Below are 18,951 nucleotides of genomic sequence, written 5' to 3' on the forward strand. Positions count from 1 at the left end.
TGTGAGTTTCTGATTCCTCTTCATAAGGGTATAATTTACATTGATAAAAGAACGAATGTTCGCATATAATACAAACAAACGTTCCCGTCGATGAGGTGGTTAATGATGTTGAGTATTGGGTTGAAACCAGATGAAACCCAACTGGTGAAGGATTATATTTTATTACCCCTTTTACTTGATGTGTTAGAGCATGACCGTTCGATCCTATGTAGAGCAGATTTAAAGACCCCGGAGCTAACGAATGCGATGATCGACCATTTGCAGGCAGCTGCATTATCCGATTTAGCTCTGGCTCGCAGGAAAATGCGTGAATACGCCATTAAGGTTTACGAGGATCGAAAAACAAAGCTTGGCATTGAGGTTGAATTCATCTGCAGGGGGTATCATCACAAGCTGTCTATACTGTGGGGGCTAATTGAGGCAGAGATCGAGCAGAGATCGTACACCTACCTGGGGCTGAAAATCGCAGATAAGGGGAGTTCGCTGTGAAATCATCTAACCGAGTGATCATGTTAGGGGATTGCCAGTCCTTTTATGCATCTGTTGAGAAAGCAGACCATCCCGAGTATAAAAACCGCCCTTTGGTCGTTGCAGGGGATCCGGAAAGACGTTCAGGCATCGTGTTGGCTGCTTGTCCGCTCGCTAAAGCAAAAGGAATAACGACGGCAGAGCGATTAGGAGAGGCACTATCCAAGTGTCCCGACCTTGTCGTCATCAAACCCAGGATGCAGAAGTATATTGACGTCTCGATGCAAATCACGGAGATATACAAGAGTTATACCGATTTAGTTGAGCCTTACAGTATCGACGAGCAATTTTTAGACGTTACCGGTTCGCTGCATCTGTTCGGCACACCGGATGAGTTAGCCAGAACCATTCAGCGTCATGTCATGGATGCCACGGGTGTGTACGCTCGCTTCGGCATCGGCGAAACCAAAATCCTGGCTAAAACCGCCTGTGATAACTACGCCAAGAAAAATCCGTCCGGCATCTACACGTTGTCCAAGGACTCGCTTCCGGATACCCTCTGGAAACTGCCCGTCAGCTGCATGTTTATGGCCGGCAGCAAGATGACCCGCCACTTTAACGTCATGGGGCTGCCCACGATCGGCAGCGTGGCTCAGACGCCTCTTGCTAAATTGAAGCAGATGATGCGCCGTAAATTCGGTAAAAATTCCGATATTTCAGCCGAGATGTACTGGCGAATTGCCAACGGAATCGATGATAGCCCGGTAAGGCCAGGCACGCACCAGGTTGACCCTAAATCGGTTGGACACATGATGACCCTCCCTCGCGATTATACCAAGCTGGAAGAAATCAAGGTCGTACTGCTGGAGCTGACGGAGTTGGTTTGCCAGCGATGCCGCGGTCTTGGTTTTATGGGGCATGTGGTGTCGGTCGGTTGTATGGGGGCAGACTTTGACCGCCCTACGGGATTTAGCCGACAAATGAAGATGGAGGATCCATCGAATATTACGAATCAGGTTTACCGCTGGGCATGCCGGCTGCTTGAAACGTATTGGGACGGCCTGCCGATTCGGCGGGTCGGTATTAGCTTGTCACAGTTTTCCCCGGACACGGAATACCAATTGTCATTGTTTGATACCGGACGGGAGCGGTCGATGGCACTTGAACGGGTGACCGATGCCCTGAAAAATAAATACGGGAATTCGATTGTGATCCGAGCCGTATCCAAAACGGACGCAGGCCAAGCGCTGGATCGATCAGCCAAGATAGGAGGACACTATAAATGACAACACGAAAAAAGCTTGAGGGCAATGGGCTGTGGGAATCCAGTCGGATGATGCTGCCGGAACACAAAGAAACCATCATTCGCAGGCAGCTGGAAGATGGCCGGAAAGGCCGGCCGACGCTGGATCCGCAAGAAATGGAATTAATCGAGGGGGCCCTCGCCGAGTCATTTCATGAACACCGTATGATTACCGTAAGGCTATTCGATGAATATGAGGACACGGAATTGACAGGAATTGTCGTGCTGATCCATACATTTAGACGGGAGATCAAACTATCCATGGCCGAAGAGGAATCGCGTTGGATTAAAATTGACGAGATCATTTCAGCAGGATCATGATGTATAAAGCTAAACCCAGCGTGAGATGAACGCACATTAAATACCTCTGATCTCGATCAGAGGTATTTTGGTATCTATGTTACTGCACATTGGTTTAACGCGATGCTTGCTCTCCTAAATAAAAATCAGATCGAGAAAAGAATCGAGAAGATGGGTTGGATGATCCAGTCCCTTTTCCGGTTCCGTATGCTGGGCTGAATTCAATTCAACCAAGCCATGAATGAACGCATACATGATGGCGGTTGATTCGGTTGGGGGTTTCCGAATGTTCTCTGCCTTTTCCAAACACGTTTCTACAAGCTTAAATATCTCAAAAGCAGAATGATAAAGATCAGGATACAACTCCTTATCCCATTGCTTTCGGAACATCAAGCGGTAATGCTCCTGATGGTTGATACCAAATTCAAAATACGTACACAAAATAGCATATATAAGTTTTCGCGAATCGTTTGTGCTTTCCATTGTTTTTCGAATCGTGCTGGTCAGCATCTCAAAATTTTCAACCGCAACAGCCGCCAGCAAGTCTTCCTTATTTTTGAAATGTCTGTACATGGCACTGCGGGACAAGTTCATTTCTTTACCAAGCTCGCGCATGCTGACAGCATCAATGCCTTGTCGATCAATCATTTGTCTGGTGATATGAATCAGCTTTTGTTTGGTATCGTTCATAATATCCTCTTAAGATATGGATTGTAATTTCATGTCTTAAATTTTACACCAACACTGTTGACAGTGTCAACTTTGCAGGTATATAATCACCGTATGTTGACACTGTCAACGTATGAAATACCAAAATAGGAGCGTGGTTAGGAATGAGTCCACAGAAACAAACGGTGATCGTAACAGGCGGGAACTCTGGTTTAGGATATGAATGCGCTAAGATATTAGCTAGGCATGACAAAAGTTATCATGTGGTGATCGCCTGCCGCGACGCTGCTAAAGCCAATCAAGCAGTAGATGCGTTAATTCAAGAAACCAATAATAAAAACATAACCTTTTTGGAGCTCGATCTTTCATCTATGGCATCCATAAGAGGTTTTATAAGCAAGTTTACACAAATGGATTACCCGCCTTTATATGCACTTGTATGCAATGCAGGCGTACAGTTTATCGATAAAACGCATTATACGAAAGATGGGTTTGAAGCTACCTTTGGCGTAAATCATCTTGGACATTTCCTCCTGGCTAATATGCTGCTTGGACAAATAACGCAGTCCGGCAGAATCGTGTTAGTCAGCAGCGGAACCCATGATCCATTGAAAAAGACAGGAATGCCTGCACCTGATTTTGTAGATCCCCAATTATTAGCCTATCCTGACCAGGCGAGCTCGAGCGAAGCTATATCTCTCATTGGCAGACGGCGCTACACGACTTCAAAGTTATGTAATTTATATTTCACCTACGAGTTGGCCAATCGAATAAAGCAGCAAACCCAAAAGAATATTACCGTAAATGCTTTCGATCCGGGAATGATGCCAGGCACGGGCCTTGCTCAAAGCTATACGCCGATTATGAGATTTGTTTGGAACTATCTTATGCCTGTTTTAACGCTATTTTACCCTAACGTGAATACGGTGCGTCAGTCCGGGAAAGCATTGGCTGCTCTAGTAACCGATAGCAAGTTTAACCAAACGACAGGGAAATATTTTGAAGGTACGAAACAAATAAAATCATCCGAAATTTCTTATAACAATGAAAATAGGAAACAGTTATGGGAGGTTAGTGTAGCGTTGACCAGTTTGAATCAAACGGAGACAATTTTAGAAACAGGGGTATAACTCGCCCCATGATCTGATCTCCGAACAAGCCTAATGGACGGGATTGAATCCCCAACATGGAAAACGGCTCCCCTTGCCCAGATCATTGGACAAGAAGAGCCGAAGTATAGCGTGAGACGTTATGGTTTCATTTTTATCCGTTTGCGACCTAACCATACACCGAAAGCGATCAACCCGAGGCCAGCCAAATAGAATGGATAAGGGCTCGCTTCACCGGTTTTTGGAAGCATCGGAACCGTCGTTTGCGGTGTCGAGGTCTTCTCTGATGGAGCTGGTGCTTCCGGCTTCTGAGGCTCAGGCTCGACGCCTCCTCGCGGAATATCCTCTTCGCTAATATCAACGGTTGGTGTTTCCGGCTCTGTCGGAGGCGTTTGAGGCGTTTGCGGCGTTGTTGGTTCGCCTCTTGGAACATCCTCGTCTGGCACCTCTACTTCACCGGTCGGATTGCCCGGATCGGTTGGGTTCCCCGGGTTACCCGGATCCGTTGGATTGCCCGGATCGGTTGGGTTCCCTGGGTTACCAGGATCCGTTGGATTGCCCGGATCGGTCGGGTTCCCTGGGTTACCCGGATCCGTTGGATTGCCCGGATCGGTCGGGTTCCCTGGGTTACCCGGATCCGTCGGATTGCCCGGGTCTGTTGGGTTCCCTGGGTTACCCGGGTCTGTCGGATCCGTAGGCTCGTCAGGTGTAACCGGCTCTTCCTTGCGGTTCGTTACGATCATTTTCTTCACATTGCCTTGATCCTTGATGCTGGAATCAATCGTTACGTCCCACGTCGTTTGCTCGATTTTATATCCTTCTGGAGCGGCCAGCTCCTCCAAAATATACTCGTCGTAGAGCAGCTTCGTAAAGAGGATCTTGCCTTCCTCATCGGTGGTTTTTACGATCGGTGTTCGTTTGCCTGCCTTGTCGTAAAGCGCAAACTTTGCTCCCGCCAGCGGCTTCGTCTGATCATCCTGATCCACCTTCGTTACTTCCAGACTGCCCGTTACGCCGCCTCCCGAACCTGAGCCGGAGGAAGTACGGACAATAACCTCTTCCGTCGTTTCCCGAATCTCCGTCTTCAGCTGATCTCCTTCAAGAGCCACCTTATTTTGAACAGCCTCTTTATCTTCAGCGATAATGAACGACTGATATTCCAAAATATAAGCCGTTGAGATATCACCCGTGAACTTTAATTCGAAGGTCTCTTGATCTCCCTCAAGCCTATTAATGGTTAAGGTGTAATCCTTCCCTTTTGTCAGCTCTTGAGCTTTTTCCGCTTTTCCATTTGCGTCGATCTTGGTTGTATACAAGTGGAAGGAATCCTCGATCAAGATTTGGTTCGCACTTGGATAGTCGATTATTTTAGCATTGGAAATATGCGACTGACCTTCATTGATTCGAATCACCCAGTCGATTTTGTTTCCATTTTGGGCGCCGCTTTTCTTCACATATTCGCCGCCGTGTGGAATCGTTACGCTGGCGTTCCAGGTCGCTTTTTTAGCGCTGCCATCCAGCAGTACGGCGGTATTGTCGATTTTGTTGACAATCAATGTGTCTTCCAGCGATGTTTTGAATTCAATCCAGTATGCTGATGAGATCGGGCTGGTAAACCGAACGGACAACTGGTTTCCGTTAGCTTCTGATGGTTCAGTCACTGCATATTGTTCAGCTGGAACTAGCGAGCCCTTCTGAGCGCCATTCCGTCCCCCGGTCAACTCCATCTCGTATACCTTGACCGAATTCGGCACAAGCTTCTGCTGGTGCTTCAGGGCATCGGTTACGATCGCTTCGTTAAGCGAATCGAGATTATAATTCATCTTGATATTCCACGTCACTTCTTTGTCGACAGGATTGTAGCTGCCGTCTTTACCGCCGTTATTTTTCGTATAATCGTCAGCGGAGAAGCTTGCATCCCGCTCAATCGGCCCTCTGCTCTTGCCTTCTTCGACCCATGTCATCGAGGCTCTGTTCAAAAAGTCCCGTTTGCGATCCTTCAGCCAGCCGATGTTAAACTTCGTTTCATATTCAATCGTATAAGTGGCGTCAATCTTGGAGAATTCGATGACAAACCCGTTGCGTACATCATCGATCACGATTTTATAATCGCCCTCTGGAACGACTTTCCCGTCCGCTTTTACAGTCACTGAATCCGGAACGAATTCGAGTCCGCCTTGCGGGAACGTATCCGTGATGACTACCTTCTCCATGCTGTATTTGGTGCCGTCCGGCTTTTTATCGCCATTGACCGTGATCTTCCACTTTGCCTTTTTGTTGGCGAAATCGATGTTAGTATTTCCTTTCACCAGAGCACGGCTTCCATAACCCGGGGCTGTTACTTCCTTGAATGCATCACCCGATACAACTTTGTTCTTGACCTCCTGACCTTCGGAGCTCAAGCGGTCAACCGGCATCGTCTGATAAACGATCGTATAAGGCGAATCGATATCCTGCTTGAATTGAAGCTCGAATCCGTTCGTGCCTTTCGCTACAGCGTTATAATCCTCTTCTGAAACCAGGTCTTTGGCATTCGTCGAATTCCCGTTATACACCTTCAGCGAATCGGCATCCCAGGTATGATTCTCACTAAATTCATCCGTAATTACGGCTTGAGCGCTCGGAATCTTCTTCTCGTTGAAATTGTATTTCACCGTCCAAGTAATGACTCCGGTATCCTTATCCTGGCGATACGACTTATTCAAGAATTGGCCGCGATCTACCGTTACGGTCGCCGTCGATTGGGCATTTTCCATCCCTTCGCCTGACAGGACAGCGGTATTCTCAAACCGTGACTGTTGACCGATAAGCTTCGTCGAAAAGCGAATTTCGTAGGCTTTGCTGATCATCTCATCCTGGAATGCAAGCTCCAGTTTGCCGCCGTCGCCCGTTTGGACGGTGTACTTGCCAGCGTCCAGCTTATCACCAAGAAGCGCTGAGCCGTCACCGTTAACCTGCAGGTTATAAACCTCTACGGAATCCGCGATGAGTTCCAAGCCTTCAGGCATTTCATCTGTGAGAACCGCGTGCTTGATTTTATCCAATGATTTGTTGATCTGGACCGTCCAATCGATCTGATCTTTGCCGATCGCTTTCCCTTGCTTCTCGATCAGCTTTCCGCCTTGCGGCTTTAGGTTCACAATGATGGTCTGAACCCCGCCCTTTATCGGAAATGCAATAATGATTTCAGTGCTTCCTTTAACAACTTCCTTCTTAAACTCTGTGCGAATTTCCAGCTTGCCGCTGATGTTGGAATGATTCTCCACGTAATCGTTGAAGGTCATCACAACTTTCCCGTTCCGATCAACCGTAAATCGGCCAACTTCGCCTTGACCGGCAAGGAGCGGTGCGTCAATGTCCGTAAAAATCTCAAACTGCGTCGGCAGCTCGAAAGTGAATATATCCCCATTCTTGTAGCCGTGTCCGTTCGGAAGCTCCCATTCGTAGCTGAGATTAACGGCTGCACCGATGTCCAGGCTGCTGTCCGGATTATACACCGCATCAACCACGGTACCGTTCACATCGGTTAATACGACTTTGGTTAGTATTCCTTCCATGTCGACTGCTGGTGCTGGCGTGTTATATACGTCATCCGTGACTGTCTTTGGCTCGCTAACTTCTAATTCCTGCACGCCAGTCTCTGATCCCTGCACAGTAGCGGCTGATGGCTGCTCGCTACCCGCCGCATTCGCCGTCCAAGCAAATGTGCCCAATAGGGTTTGAAACAGAAGCAGCAGCGCCACAACAATTCCACTTACTTTTTTCTTCATAATCTCTCCCTCAATCTTATCATTACCCTCGTAATATTCGGTTCCGATCTTACTTTTTCGTGCGCTGATTCGTCCCATGCTTCTATCAAAATGCATGCCAATAATGGACTTCACGAGCCATCATCTTCAAGACCTGTTACGGGCGCACGATTCATTGGTGTCTGTATTTTCCTTCAGAACCCAGCGGGCTTCCTGCATTATATCGGCCAAAACTATACAATTTCTATACAAGCGAAATAAGCCTTGGACATAATCGTCCAAAGCTTAATTTTATTGTTACGCATTAATTAGTAGTATTTGGATGCTGAATAGCTGGAGGCATCTTTAATCATTTTGTATCCGGCTCCTTTGCTTTTCCAGCTTGCATCGACGGTTGTGTCAATGGTTACCCACTGCCCGTTCAAATATACTTCATTCCAGGCGTGGTAGACATCGACGTATTCCGAGGTTCCCATGACAAGCTTTGCCGGAATATCGAGGCTTCGGAGCATGGAAGCGAACAGGGAGGCGTAATCGTAGCACATTCCCTTTTGTCCAGCGATCGTGCGGTTGCTATCGGGAAGGTAATCCGTCAGCTTGCTGGATGCCAGAGCGTTGTCGTACCGAACCGTCCCGACGATATATTCGTAGACAGCCTGTACTTTTTCCTTGTCGGAGTGAGCAGTGCGGGTTAGCTTTTTCGCAAGCTGAGCAGCCTTGCCCTCTTCGCTCCAATCGACATTTTGTACAGAGTTCAAAAACACTTGGCTGCTGTTCGTCAGTTGAAGTTTAACTGCCGCTTCCTGTACGATCTTGTATTTGCTGCCGCTGACTTGTTCCAGCACGGAAATCTTGTAGTTCCCGTTGCCCATCTGCAGTGGAAAAACTTCCTGCTGCTTGGCCCTCGAAAGCCCATATGTATATTGATCCTGACCTTTTCCGATCATGAGTTTCGTTTTGGTGCCTGCTTTCACGTCATATCGAATGACGATTGCCCCACGATCCAGTTCCTCCAAGCCCAGCCAATCTTCAGATGGTGCAGCTTGTACAACCGGAGCCCATATCAGTAACGCAAAAAGTCCAATTATCGCGAACATTGCGTTGCGCATGCTGTAACTCCCCTTCGGTGGCCAGGCTGCCATTTGACATTTCGTCAAGAAGGCCCTGTAGCTTTGCGTCCTAGTCTTTCGACAAGTTTGCCATTATCGTATTAGAGTTTCACAGGATTCAGTGGATGTTTGTCCAAAAAAACAAAAAAAGCGTCTTCGTTCGGTAGCTGGCTGTCATTGACGTTTCGTCAAGAAGACCCTGTAGCTTTGCGTCCTTGCCTTTCGACAAGTTTGCCGTTATCGTGAGTAGCTTTTGTGAATACATCATATCAAATATATCCATTTCTATCAATAAAAAAATTAAAATTTGGAATATTGTCTTAGGTCCCACAGAGCGTCTAACCTTGAAAGTTTGGCTCTTGTTAATTAACCGAACAATAGAGCAATAAATCTTTCGAATCTAACGTTTGTTGACTATAGTATCAAGTTTGTTATCTGGAAGCATCGAATCTTCCTCTTATACAATAAAACTAACAAGTGCACGACAAGCGAGATAACACCGTAAGGAGTGACAGACATGAGCTCACAAGCCGAACCCAAAAAACGAAAGCGCTTACGAATACGCTGGCACAAGCAGGATACGGAGCTAACCCTCTTGGCGCTGCCGACCACGATTTGGTACATCCTGTTTAGTTTCTTGCCGATGTTCGGGATCATTATCGCCTTTAAAAATTTCAGGATTAGCGGCGGATTTTTGAGCAATGTGTTTAACAGTCCTTGGATCGGCCTCAAAAACTTCGAGTTCCTATTCAAGTCGAATGACGCCTGGATCATCATTCGAAACACGATCGGATACAACATTGTGTTTATTGTGCTGGGGATCGTTCTGCCCGTCCTATTCGCGATCATGATCGGCCTCCTCCACAGCCGCAAAGCCAGCAAAGTCTATCAGACGATGATGTTCCTCCCCTATTTCCTATCCTGGGTGGTCGTATCTGCGGTAGGCTGGGCATTCTTAAGCTTCGACAAAGGAATTGTCAATCAAATGCTCGTCAGTATGGGCAGCGATCCTATTAACTGGTATATGGAGCCGCAATATTGGCCATTCTTCTTGATTCTCTTAAATGTCTGGAAGGGCCTGGGCTATGGTATGGTCATTTATTTGGCAACCATCACAAGCATCGACAGCACCTATTATGAAGCAGCTGTTATTGATGGCGCTTCGATTTGGCAGCAGACGAGATTCATAACATTGCCCATGCTCAAGCTGGTGATCGTCATGATGTTCATCCTGGCCGTAGGGCGCATATTTTACACCGATTTCGGTTTGTTCTATCAGGTCACGCGAGACTCCAATTCACTGTTCAACGTGGCGACCACCATCGATGTCATGGTGTATAAACAACTGAAAACCGCCACCGTAGGGATGGCATCCGCAGCCGCATTCGTACAGTCTGTTCTGGGATGCGCTACGATTCTGGTCGCTAACTGGATTGTTCGTCGAATCGATCCCGATAGCGCGATGATGTAAGGAGGCAAGACGATGACACCAAAAACCAATTACGAGACGGGCCTTGAGAAGTTTAACCGTACAAACAAAGCCGTCAACCTGTTCTTCAACCTGGTATTTATTATGCTGGCCCTGCTCTGCGTCATACCTGTAATCGTTGTTCTGTCCATCTCCTTCTCCAGTGAGGAGTCCATCCGTGAGACCGGATATCATCTGCTGCCGGTTGCTTTGTCAGCCGAGGCTTACGTTTACATCATCAGGCAGGGAACGATGATTCTGCGGGCCCTCGGTGTATCCGCCCTCGTTACCGTGGTCGGTACCGTGCTCGGCGTATTGCTGACCGCTTCCATGGGTTACGTTCTCTCTCGCCCCAACTACAAGCTAAGGGGTTTTCTCACCTGGGTGGTATTCATCCCGATGGTATTCAACGGCGGCTTGGTATCCAGCTACTTCATTAACACGAATTTACTGGGACTGAAAGACAGCATTTGGGCGCTTATTCTCCCGCTCGCCGTTTCATCGTTCAACGTCATCATATGTAAAACCTTTTTTAAAAGCACGATTCCCGACGGGCTGATCGAATCAGCCGAAATCGACGGCGCGAGCCAGCTGCGAATTTTCTTCTCGATCATTATGCCGATCTCGCTGCCCGTCATCGCCACCATCGGATTGTTTCTCTGCTTTGCTTACTGGAACGACTGGTTTCAATCGATGCTGTATATCGACAACCAGAACCTGTATTCCCTGCAAGCGCTGCTCAACAGCTTAATGAGCAATGTCGATGCACTCGCCAAGAATGCAGCGAGTATGGGCGTTAGCTACGCCATGCTCGTCGCAACGATGCCGAAGGAATCCGCCCGCATGGCGGTCGCCATTCTCATCGTGCTGCCTGTAGCATTCGCCTACCCTTTCTTCCAGAAGTATTTTATTTCCGGATTGACGGTCGGCGCCGTGAAGGGCTAATGACGAAATAAACCAAGACAAGCTTGGTTTATGATAAATATCCGCTATACAACACTCAGTTAATTTAACTTCAAAAAGGGGGAAATGAAATGAAAAGAGCATTAAAGTTCATCTCTACGCTGTGCGTGCTGACACTAATGTTGACCGCTTTGGCAGCCTGCGGCGGCTCGAAGCCTGCTTCCACAACAGACGGATCCCAAGCGACGCCGGACACATCCAAAGACTCCGAAACGACAAGCAAGGATATTCCGACGTTAACCTGGTGGACCATCGGCGGCCAAGTGCCGAACAATTTCAGCAAAGCGGTGGATGCCATGAATGCCTATACGGCCGAGAAGATTGGCGTGAAGGTCGACATCAAGGTAGCCAGCTGGGGCGAATGGGACACCAAAATGAACACCATCGTGAATACCGGCGAGCCCTTCGACATCATGTTCACGAACAGCGGTAAATACAGCAAGCAAGTGACAATGGGCGCGTTTGCCGATATTACGGATCTGGTTCAGAGCGAAACGCCGGACTTGTACAAATTGATTCCCGAAAAGGTATGGGAAGGCACCAAGATCGGCGGCAAATATTATTCCGTTCCGACGTACAAGGATTCCGCGCTGACGCAGTACTGGGTATTCGATGACAAGTATGTGCAAAAGTACAATATCGACATCAACAATATCAAAACATTGCAGGATCTGGATAAGCCGCTTCGTGACATGAAGGCCGGTGAAGGCAAAAGCTTCTATCCGCTGCCAATGACGCAAGGCGAAGGCTTGAACGGCTTCTTTAACGACTATGACGATTTAACGCTGGGCTTCCCTCCCATCGGCGTAAAAGCGGACGATGCAGCACGCACGGTGGTCTCTGTTCTCGAGCAGCCGGATGTCATGGCCAATCTGAAGCTCCTGCATCAGTGGTATCAGGATGGCATCATCAACCCGGATGCTCCGACAAAGACGGAGAACGACAAAGGCAGACCGTTCTTTGCAGCCCAGGCATTCCCGGGAGCCGAGGTCAGCTGGCAAATCAATGACGCCATTGAAAAATATAATATGGTTCAGCATTATGGACCGATCTATACCACCAGTACGATCCAAGGCTCGCTAAACGCGATTTCAGCGAATTCCAAGTATAAGAAGGAAGCATTGAAATACCTTGAATTAGTGAATACCGATCCTAAACTTCGCAATATGCTGGCATTCGGCGAGTTAGGCGTCGACTACAACAACGTCGATGGCGAAAAGGTGATTGAGCGTACATCCGATACTTGGCCGCTGGCTGCCTACACGCAAGGCACATTCTTCAATTTGGCGGTGACCAAGGGCGCCCCTGAAGATCAGTGGGAGCAGGTTAAAAAGCTGAACGATGCAGCGACCTCTTCCACCGTCCTGGGCTTTGCGCTGGACATCACCGATCTTCAGACCGAAGTAGCGAACTGCCAAGCCGTATGGGATAAATACAAATATGAGCTGATCACGGGCGCATCCGATCCGGAAACCATGGTGCCGAAGATTACGGCTGAATTAAAGTCAGCCGGCATGGACACGATTATGCAAGCTGCCCAAGAGCAAATCAACAATTACTTCAAGTAAGATTACAGATTACAATCAGGCGCATCCCTTAATGAGGCTCTCGTAAGGGATGCTTTTTCCATACGATCTATGAAGCTTTGCGTAAATCGTGTTAAATTGAGATATAGCAACATCTGTTTCAACGACCTGCTGCAATCGAGGTGTCGTATGGGCTCTTTTTTGCAAATCAAAATTTATCGTCACAAGTTTATTGCCTATGTCATCTTCGTCGTGGCCATCGGACTTACGCTTGGTACGCTGACCTGTGCCATGCTGCTGAATCAATGGGTTGGCAATGCCCGCATCGAGGCGGCTAATGCCTTCTCGCGTGTAGAGAATGAGCTGCAGTATGATGCCGACCGCATCGAGGCTTACATGCAGCGAATGTATTCCAATCCCGCTCTGATGGATGATGCTCGCAGCTTTTTAAGCAGCAGCGCTGAGGGATACTTAACCCGCAGGCTGCAGAACAGCCAATTCTCGCAGCCGCTGGTTTCTTTTCCGGAGGATGTGAAGACCTATCTGTACAGCTGGGCGCAGGGCGAAATCACGCAGATAAGCACGCATACCGATAAGCATGGCAATGTCGTCCGTTTTAATGATAACGGAATTGCAAGCTTTACCTTCGGGCTTCCGAATACAGATGAAACTTTTCGCGATACCCTGATGAAGGGGTTCGTATATCGCAAGAAACTGTCGGATCCAACGTCAGGTTCCCAGGAATTCGGTGAGCTGCGCTTCTTGGTCAGCAGTGAACAGATCTTTAAATCCGTTCAAAGCTTCCGATTGGGTAATGCTGCTGCAGTCAGCCCTTCCGGTGAAATATATCTGATCGGGAACGAACAGGACCGGGATCTGGAGGAGTTATCCCGACTAGCCGCGGCGAAAGGACGCAGTCACGGCATTATTTCTAAAGGAGTTTTGAAGCATATCTTTTTTGTCTCCTTTCCATCCACCAAGTTTAATTTCAAATTCGTCAGCATCATCGATTTATCCATGCTCATCCGTCAGCATGCCGGGATGCTGATCACCATCTTTATGATCATATTGACGGCCATGGTCAGCGTGCTTCTGCTCATTGCATACAATATGCGGGATGATGCCCTCTTCCTGCGCCGCATCATTCAATCGATTGGACGTGTGAAGATGGCCAACTTCACGCCTAACCGCCCTGCCCGTTACCGTCGAAATGAATACGGCATGATCGCCCGGGAATTGGACGATATGATTCAGCAGCTGGATAAGCATATCCGCAATGAATATCTGCTAAAGATCAAACAGCAGGAAACTGAAATGAAAGCGCTTCAACATCAAATCAACCCTCATTTTTTATACAATACATTGGAGGTGATCCGCTCCACTGCTCTTGTCAATCAGGACAGGGACACCGCTGACGCCATTGCAACGCTGGGGACGCTCTATCGTGAAATCGTCAAAAAGGAAAATATCATTTCGATTGCGAGCGAACTGGAATTGCTGCAGAAGTACTTGGAGATTATGGAGTTTAAGTATCCCGCGCGTTTTTATTATCAAGTGAATGTAGAGCCGGCGCTGCTGCACATCCCTACCGTGAAATTTTGGATGCAGCCTTTGGCTGAGAATTTTTTCATCCATGGCTTTAACGCGAATCATGAGTTTAATTTGTATGTCGTTAACGGCTATGAAGCCGAAGATGGTTACGTACTGGAATTTGTGGACAATGGGCGCGGTATTTCTCCGGAGCGTTTACGTAACGTCCGAAGCACAATGTCTAATCTTGATGAACCTTCTTCCCATAGTATCGGGCTGCGCAACGTATATACGCGCCTTCACTTTTTCTACGGGAGCGGCTTTTCGATCGAGATTGCGAATAATGAGGAAGCTGGAGTCAGCATATCCGTGCGGATTTCAAAAGAGGTGATTGAACATGTACAAACTGATGATTGTGGATGACGAACCTCAGATTTTGGAGGGAATGAAGCGAATCCTGGATTGGAAGCAATACGGATTTGGCCGGATCGAAACCTGCGAATCCACGGAGGAAGCCATGTCCAAGGTGGTCGACCTGCTGCCGGATGTCGCCATATTCGATGTTTGCATTGGCAAGGAGCTTGGATATGAAGCAATCCGCAGGCTGAACGAATTTCAAATTCCTACGAAATATATCATTATGAGCGGCTATAGTGAATTTACATATGCCCAGGAAGCCATTCGGTGTGGCGTCAAAGACTATCTGCTCAAGCCTGTGGAACGCACCAAGCTGCAGCAAGTGATTGAGAAGATCATCGTCGAGGATCTGGGCGGTTCGATAGGTAACAGGAACGGCGAAAGCTTGAACCAGGATCCGGTGCTTGGTGTAAGCTACGACAGCTTATCCAAGCTGGTCAACCGCATCCTGCTGATGATCAGAACAGAGTATGCTCAGAATATCACGTTGAAATCCGTAGCGGAGCGTTTCCAGATGAACAGCACCTACCTTGGACAATTGTTTCTTAAGGAAACCAACATGAAGTTTTCCGAATACCTCATGGCTTACCGAATGCTTCTTGCACAAGAACGAATTCAATCAACAGATGAGAAGATTTCCTACATCGCCTTTTCCGTCGGCTACAACAATCTCAACTATTTCTATACGCATTTTCACAGCTTTTTCCGAAAATCTCCTTCTGAACTGCGGGGAAAAGGGTAACAGCGAACGCGGGAAAAGAGGAGGATATCGATGATGTTAAAGCATCCAAGGCCCAAACGCATCTTCATGATCATCAGTCTCATAATGCTGCTGACATCCTATACAACCGGCTGCTTCCGGCAGCCCGGATACAACAGCGAAACCTATGATGGGGACACGGTAAATCTGATTTATTATACGATCGGAGAGCCCGACAAGGATCTGCAGCTCGTCAATGATAAAATCAATGAAATCATGGCTCGTAAAATCGGTGTGACGATCACCTATGTCAAGGTAAGCTGGCAGGAGTATGAGGATCGGCTGAACACACTCATATCCGCCGGCAGCCCGTTTGATATTGCCTTTGCACCTGAGTATGCAACTACCGCTATGCGCGGCGCCTGGCTGAAGCTGGATGACTACCTTGCCGGCCTGGGCAAGGAAATGTACGATGCCATTGACCCAACGTTTTGGCAGGGGGTACGGATGAACGATGGCAGCATTTACGGTGTGCCGACCAATAAAGAGTTAGCCGTGCTTGATCACTGGATGTACCCCGCTTCCATCGTGAATAAATATAATATCGACATTCCCAAATACAATACGCTGGAATCGCTTGAGCCGCTGCTTCGGATGATTCATCGGGAAGAGCCGGCCTACATCCCCATGGAATTGGATCGGGATTCCCACAATTTCTTCACACTCCATGGATACGAATATATTATGAACCATAAATTGCCCTTGATGATCAAATCACTGGACCCGGGCGCTCAGGTGGTGAATATCTTCGAAACCAGGGAAGCGCGGCAGGTGCTGGATACGCTGCGGCGTTACTACAAGGAGGGCTTCATTAATGAGGATGCCGCGCTGCGAGAGCCCGGAGGACTTAAACGCGGGGCCAAAGTGTTCTGGAAGTCTTCAGGCGGCGGTCCGCTCTCGGAGACGACTTGGAGTAAGGATCGCGGCTACAAGATTGTAGCCCATCCCGTAACCCCAAGCACCGTCACGACGGAATCCGTTCGGGGAGGCATCATGGCCGTGAATGCCAACACCAAGCATCCCGTAGAGTGTATTAAATTTTTGAATTTACTCAATACGGACCCCGAAATACGAAACTTATTCAACTATGGAATTGAAGGCGTGCACTACACGCTGGATGAACAGGGGCAAGTCGTTCCAAATACGGACAAGGACAGCCATGGCAACCCGCTCCCGGATGCGCCTGCAAGCCGCTATTCAGGTGTACAATACACGCAGGGGAATTGGTTTATCCTGAAAACCATGGGCGGTGATAACCCGGATCCCCTCGACAAGTGGGATCAATTCCGCAAGTACAACGCTGGCGTCGTCAAGTCCACCGTGCTCGGCTTTACGCCCGATCTATCCAAGATGACCGCCCAAACCGATAACATCGAGATGGTCTGGCATAAATATTATCCGAGCCTCATGACAGGCTCCGTCGATGTGGATACAATCCTCCCCAAGTTTAACGAGGAGCTGAAGCAGGCAGGCATAGACGACGTACGGCAGGAAGTGCAGAAGCAGCTGGATGCTTGGCGGGAAATGAGATGAGTGCTGGCAGCAGCCATTGTTATTCTGGACTACGGATTTGGAGGTGTGGGCACAGCGGGTTCTCCCTCGCGGCCAAGCCGCCGGCTTGCCGTTTCCCTGCGCCCCGTCGCGGGGACGTGGGCTCCGGCTTTGGCCAAACCGAACCTCGGCATGTTGTTGTACAGGCATTCATGCTGCCCTTCCTGGACAAGATAGGTTTCGTGGAAAATCCCTACGTCCCCTCCCGTTCCAACTTTGCGGTTGAAATCCCGCCATGCCTTCAGGTGATTGGCTCCGTGACGGGCATAATGCTCCAGATGTTCAAAGCTCCTCCAATATTGAATGAGTGTAAGTCCCCGCCCTGAAAAATGATAGGTACCGTCCATGAACCCGAGCTCCTCCTTGTTCCGGTACAGCTCCTGAAGCATCGGGGACATGGCGTTCATGACAGGCAGCCACTTATGCACCGCCCACCATTTGTTAATCCGAAACCCGATCACGAATACAACAAAGGAACCGTCCATGTGTGCGGTATATCGACCTGGAATCACTTTACCCATGCTTGCTCACTCCCCTTCCTTTACTTCAAGCAGACCCAGATGCGTTTCATAAAAGCGGCTAATATCCGTTGAATTGTACAATTGAGCCGTCAGAAACGCGCCATAAAAAATGGTGAAACAGATCTGCACGGCTTGCTCCAAGGTAAGCGCTTTGTTCAGTCTTCCGACTTGCTCTTCTTCCTTCATGAACTGCTGGAACAACGCATACATGTTAGGCGATTGGCTTCCCGCTTCCTCGTGACGGGGAAAAAGCAGCGAGACTTCCGCAGGGCTAAGCTCCGGCATGCAGGGCTGCATGTTCTGCTCCGCAAGAAAGGAGATCAGGCTCGGCATCATGCCTGGTCTTACGTGATGCTCCTGAGCTACTTGGGACAACAGATGCCGAAAAGCCTGAAACCCTTTCTTCCCTTCTGCGTCGATCTCGATAATTCGCTGGCTCAGCCATACCCGCATAAAATAAATCAGCAGATCCTCTTTACGTTGATAGAATTTAAAAAAAGTAACCTTGGATATTTCTGCGCGCTTGCAGATGTCCTCCACCATGACCTGGCTGAACATCCGATCCCTCATCAGGGATATTCCCGCTTCATACAATGCGATTTTGTTCTTGGCTTTCTTTAACTCCCTTAATGAGATATCCGGGTCCATCGTGATTGCCTCCTCCATCAAATTAACTCATGTAAATAAATTTACTTGAGTTAATTTAATTTGTCAATACCGCCAAACAGACAAACAAAACACCCCTAACATCAGCGACACTGATGCAGGGGTACGGCATACTTTCAAGGCCCGGATAAAAATAACTGAAGAAACAATATCCCAAAGAGACCCTGAAGCTGATAGCTTAGAGTCTCTTCGCCGTTTTTTTCGAGTAATCTCTTAAATTGTCACGGGGAGCACATTTGAGGTAATTAGCTACTCCCATTTATCGTAGGCTGCGTGCAAATTGACTTCGGACAGGAGGCCTTTTTGCAGCTGTGGATTCGGAACCATTCGGTTGTACTTTATAATCTTTTGATTAATGGCCTCTAACTCTGTCTCTGGAATCGCAGTCGACTCCGGACGCTCCAAGAGCCGCTTGATGTCGGCAGCGATTTCTTTTCTCAGCTCGACCCATGCTGGCTGGTAATTCGCGTTCTTCATAATCCCGGTTAGAACATCCCCGTCTTCGATCTTAATCGGCTTTCCCTTCAACGGCGAATCGTCAAAGCCGCCTTCTCTGGCAAATTTGTCAATGGCCGATTCCAGAAGCCCGCTGCTGGTCGACATAGGGCGTCGTTCCTTTTCTTCGCTATGATCTTCTTCAGAAGCAAGAGCTGAATTTTTTGGATCATCATTCCGTTCCATTTTGGTCACCTCCGTCTTACATATCAGGGAAATACATTCTGTCCTTCGATGGAATGCCGAAGATCTATCCCCTTAAATTATCCAAAATATAACATACCATTTCTAAAATTAACAGTTCGTTTCAGCGTATACCGCAGATCATTTTGGATGGGTCAGGGATT

16 protein-coding genes and 2 riboswitches are annotated in these 18,951 nt (G+C 48.2%); of the genes, 10 read left to right on the forward strand and 6 right to left on the reverse strand.

Annotated elements, in window-relative coordinates; genetic code table 11:
* The first annotated feature begins 102 nt into the window (after positions 1–102).
* From MKY82_RS25615 to MKY82_RS25625, 3 genes are read left to right on the forward strand one after another with little or no spacing between them, the layout of a single operon-like run.
* Complete coding sequence (locus MKY82_RS25615) at positions 103–489, forward strand: hypothetical protein (protein WP_339219142.1); 387 nt, start codon at positions 103–105, stop codon at positions 487–489.
* A gap of 20 nt (positions 490–509) precedes the next feature.
* The gene (locus MKY82_RS25620; RefSeq protein ID WP_194544917.1) at positions 510–1,754 is read left to right on the forward strand and encodes a DNA polymerase IV; all 1,245 of its coding nucleotides are present in this window, start codon (positions 510–512) and stop codon (positions 1,752–1,754) included.
* Positions 1,751–2,092 carry a YolD-like family protein gene (locus tag MKY82_RS25625; RefSeq protein WP_339294664.1) on the forward strand — a complete coding sequence of 114 codons (342 nt, stop codon included), beginning with the start codon at positions 1,751–1,753 and terminating at the stop codon, positions 2,090–2,092. Before MKY82_RS25620 ends, MKY82_RS25625 begins: the two co-directional genes overlap by 4 nt.
* 114 nt (positions 2,093–2,206) lie before the next feature.
* Here MKY82_RS25625 and MKY82_RS25630 read toward each other — a convergent pair whose 3' ends face one another.
* On the reverse strand, positions 2,207–2,761 hold the full coding sequence (locus MKY82_RS25630) for a TetR/AcrR family transcriptional regulator (protein WP_194544093.1): 555 nt from the start codon (positions 2,759–2,761) through the stop codon (positions 2,207–2,209).
* Positions 2,762–2,904: 143 nt separating this feature from the next.
* On the opposite strand from MKY82_RS25630, the gene MKY82_RS25635 reads away from it, so the two are divergent.
* Positions 2,905–3,870, forward strand: coding sequence for an SDR family NAD(P)-dependent oxidoreductase (locus MKY82_RS25635; protein ID WP_339294665.1), 966 nt, complete (start codon positions 2,905–2,907; stop codon positions 3,868–3,870).
* A gap of 119 nt (positions 3,871–3,989) precedes the next feature.
* Here MKY82_RS25635 and MKY82_RS25640 read toward each other — a convergent pair whose 3' ends face one another.
* A complete protein-coding gene (locus MKY82_RS25640) occupies positions 3,990–7,733 on the reverse strand; it encodes a collagen binding domain-containing protein (protein WP_339294666.1) in 3,744 nt (1,247 codons plus the stop codon).
* Between the two features lie 173 nt (positions 7,734–7,906).
* On the reverse strand, positions 7,907–8,707 hold the full coding sequence (locus MKY82_RS25645; protein ID WP_194544096.1) for a transglutaminase-like domain-containing protein: 801 nt from the start codon (positions 8,705–8,707) through the stop codon (positions 7,907–7,909).
* A gap of 13 nt (positions 8,708–8,720) precedes the next feature.
* Positions 8,721–8,809: riboswitch (cyclic di-GMP riboswitch) on the reverse strand.
* Between the two features lie 57 nt (positions 8,810–8,866).
* A riboswitch (cyclic di-GMP riboswitch) is annotated at positions 8,867–8,953 on the reverse strand.
* 271 nt (positions 8,954–9,224) lie between these two features.
* Here MKY82_RS25645 and MKY82_RS25650 point away from each other — a divergent pair.
* The 6 genes from MKY82_RS25650 (at position 9,225) to MKY82_RS25675 (ending at position 16,904) form a co-directional block, all read left to right on the forward strand.
* On the forward strand, positions 9,225–10,178 hold the full coding sequence (locus tag MKY82_RS25650; protein ID WP_194544097.1) for an ABC transporter permease subunit: 954 nt from the start codon (positions 9,225–9,227) through the stop codon (positions 10,176–10,178).
* Between the two features lie 12 nt (positions 10,179–10,190).
* Positions 10,191–11,120, forward strand: a complete 930-nt coding sequence (locus MKY82_RS25655; RefSeq protein ID WP_339294667.1) for a carbohydrate ABC transporter permease — start codon at positions 10,191–10,193, stop codon at positions 11,118–11,120.
* Positions 11,121–11,209: 89 nt separating this feature from the next.
* A complete protein-coding gene (locus MKY82_RS25660) occupies positions 11,210–12,706 on the forward strand; it encodes an ABC transporter substrate-binding protein (RefSeq protein ID WP_194544099.1) in 1,497 nt (498 codons plus the stop codon).
* A gap of 147 nt (positions 12,707–12,853) precedes the next feature.
* On the forward strand, positions 12,854–14,617 hold the full coding sequence (locus MKY82_RS25665; protein WP_339294668.1) for a histidine kinase: 1,764 nt from the start codon (positions 12,854–12,856) through the stop codon (positions 14,615–14,617).
* Positions 14,592–15,353, forward strand: coding sequence for a response regulator (locus MKY82_RS25670; protein WP_194544101.1), 762 nt, complete (start codon positions 14,592–14,594; stop codon positions 15,351–15,353). The genes MKY82_RS25665 and MKY82_RS25670 overlap by 26 nt, the downstream gene beginning before the upstream one ends.
* A gap of 30 nt (positions 15,354–15,383) precedes the next feature.
* Positions 15,384–16,904 carry an ABC transporter substrate-binding protein gene (locus MKY82_RS25675; protein WP_339294669.1) on the forward strand — a complete coding sequence of 507 codons (1,521 nt, stop codon included), beginning with the start codon at positions 15,384–15,386 and terminating at the stop codon, positions 16,902–16,904.
* Positions 16,905–16,933: 29 nt separating this feature from the next.
* Here the strand turns inward: MKY82_RS25675 and MKY82_RS25680 are convergent, their stop codons facing one another.
* The 3 genes from MKY82_RS25680 to MKY82_RS25690 all read right to left on the reverse strand — a co-directional run bounded on the left by MKY82_RS25680 (position 16,934) and on the right by MKY82_RS25690 (position 18,790).
* Entirely contained in the window at positions 16,934–17,443 is a 510-nt protein-coding gene (locus MKY82_RS25680) for a DUF4188 domain-containing protein (RefSeq protein WP_220684187.1), read from the reverse strand.
* Between the two features lie 6 nt (positions 17,444–17,449).
* Positions 17,450–18,091 carry a TetR/AcrR family transcriptional regulator gene (locus MKY82_RS25685; RefSeq protein WP_339294670.1) on the reverse strand — a complete coding sequence of 214 codons (642 nt, stop codon included), beginning with the start codon at positions 18,089–18,091 and terminating at the stop codon, positions 17,450–17,452.
* A gap of 267 nt (positions 18,092–18,358) precedes the next feature.
* A complete protein-coding gene (locus MKY82_RS25690; protein WP_071223352.1) occupies positions 18,359–18,790 on the reverse strand; it encodes a DnaJ family domain-containing protein in 432 nt (143 codons plus the stop codon).
* Between the last annotated feature and the right edge of the window lie 161 nt (positions 18,791–18,951).

Source organism: Paenibacillus sp. FSL W7-1279, assembly GCF_037969845.1.
Lineage (GTDB): Bacteria > Bacillota > Bacilli > Paenibacillales > Paenibacillaceae > Paenibacillus_AQ.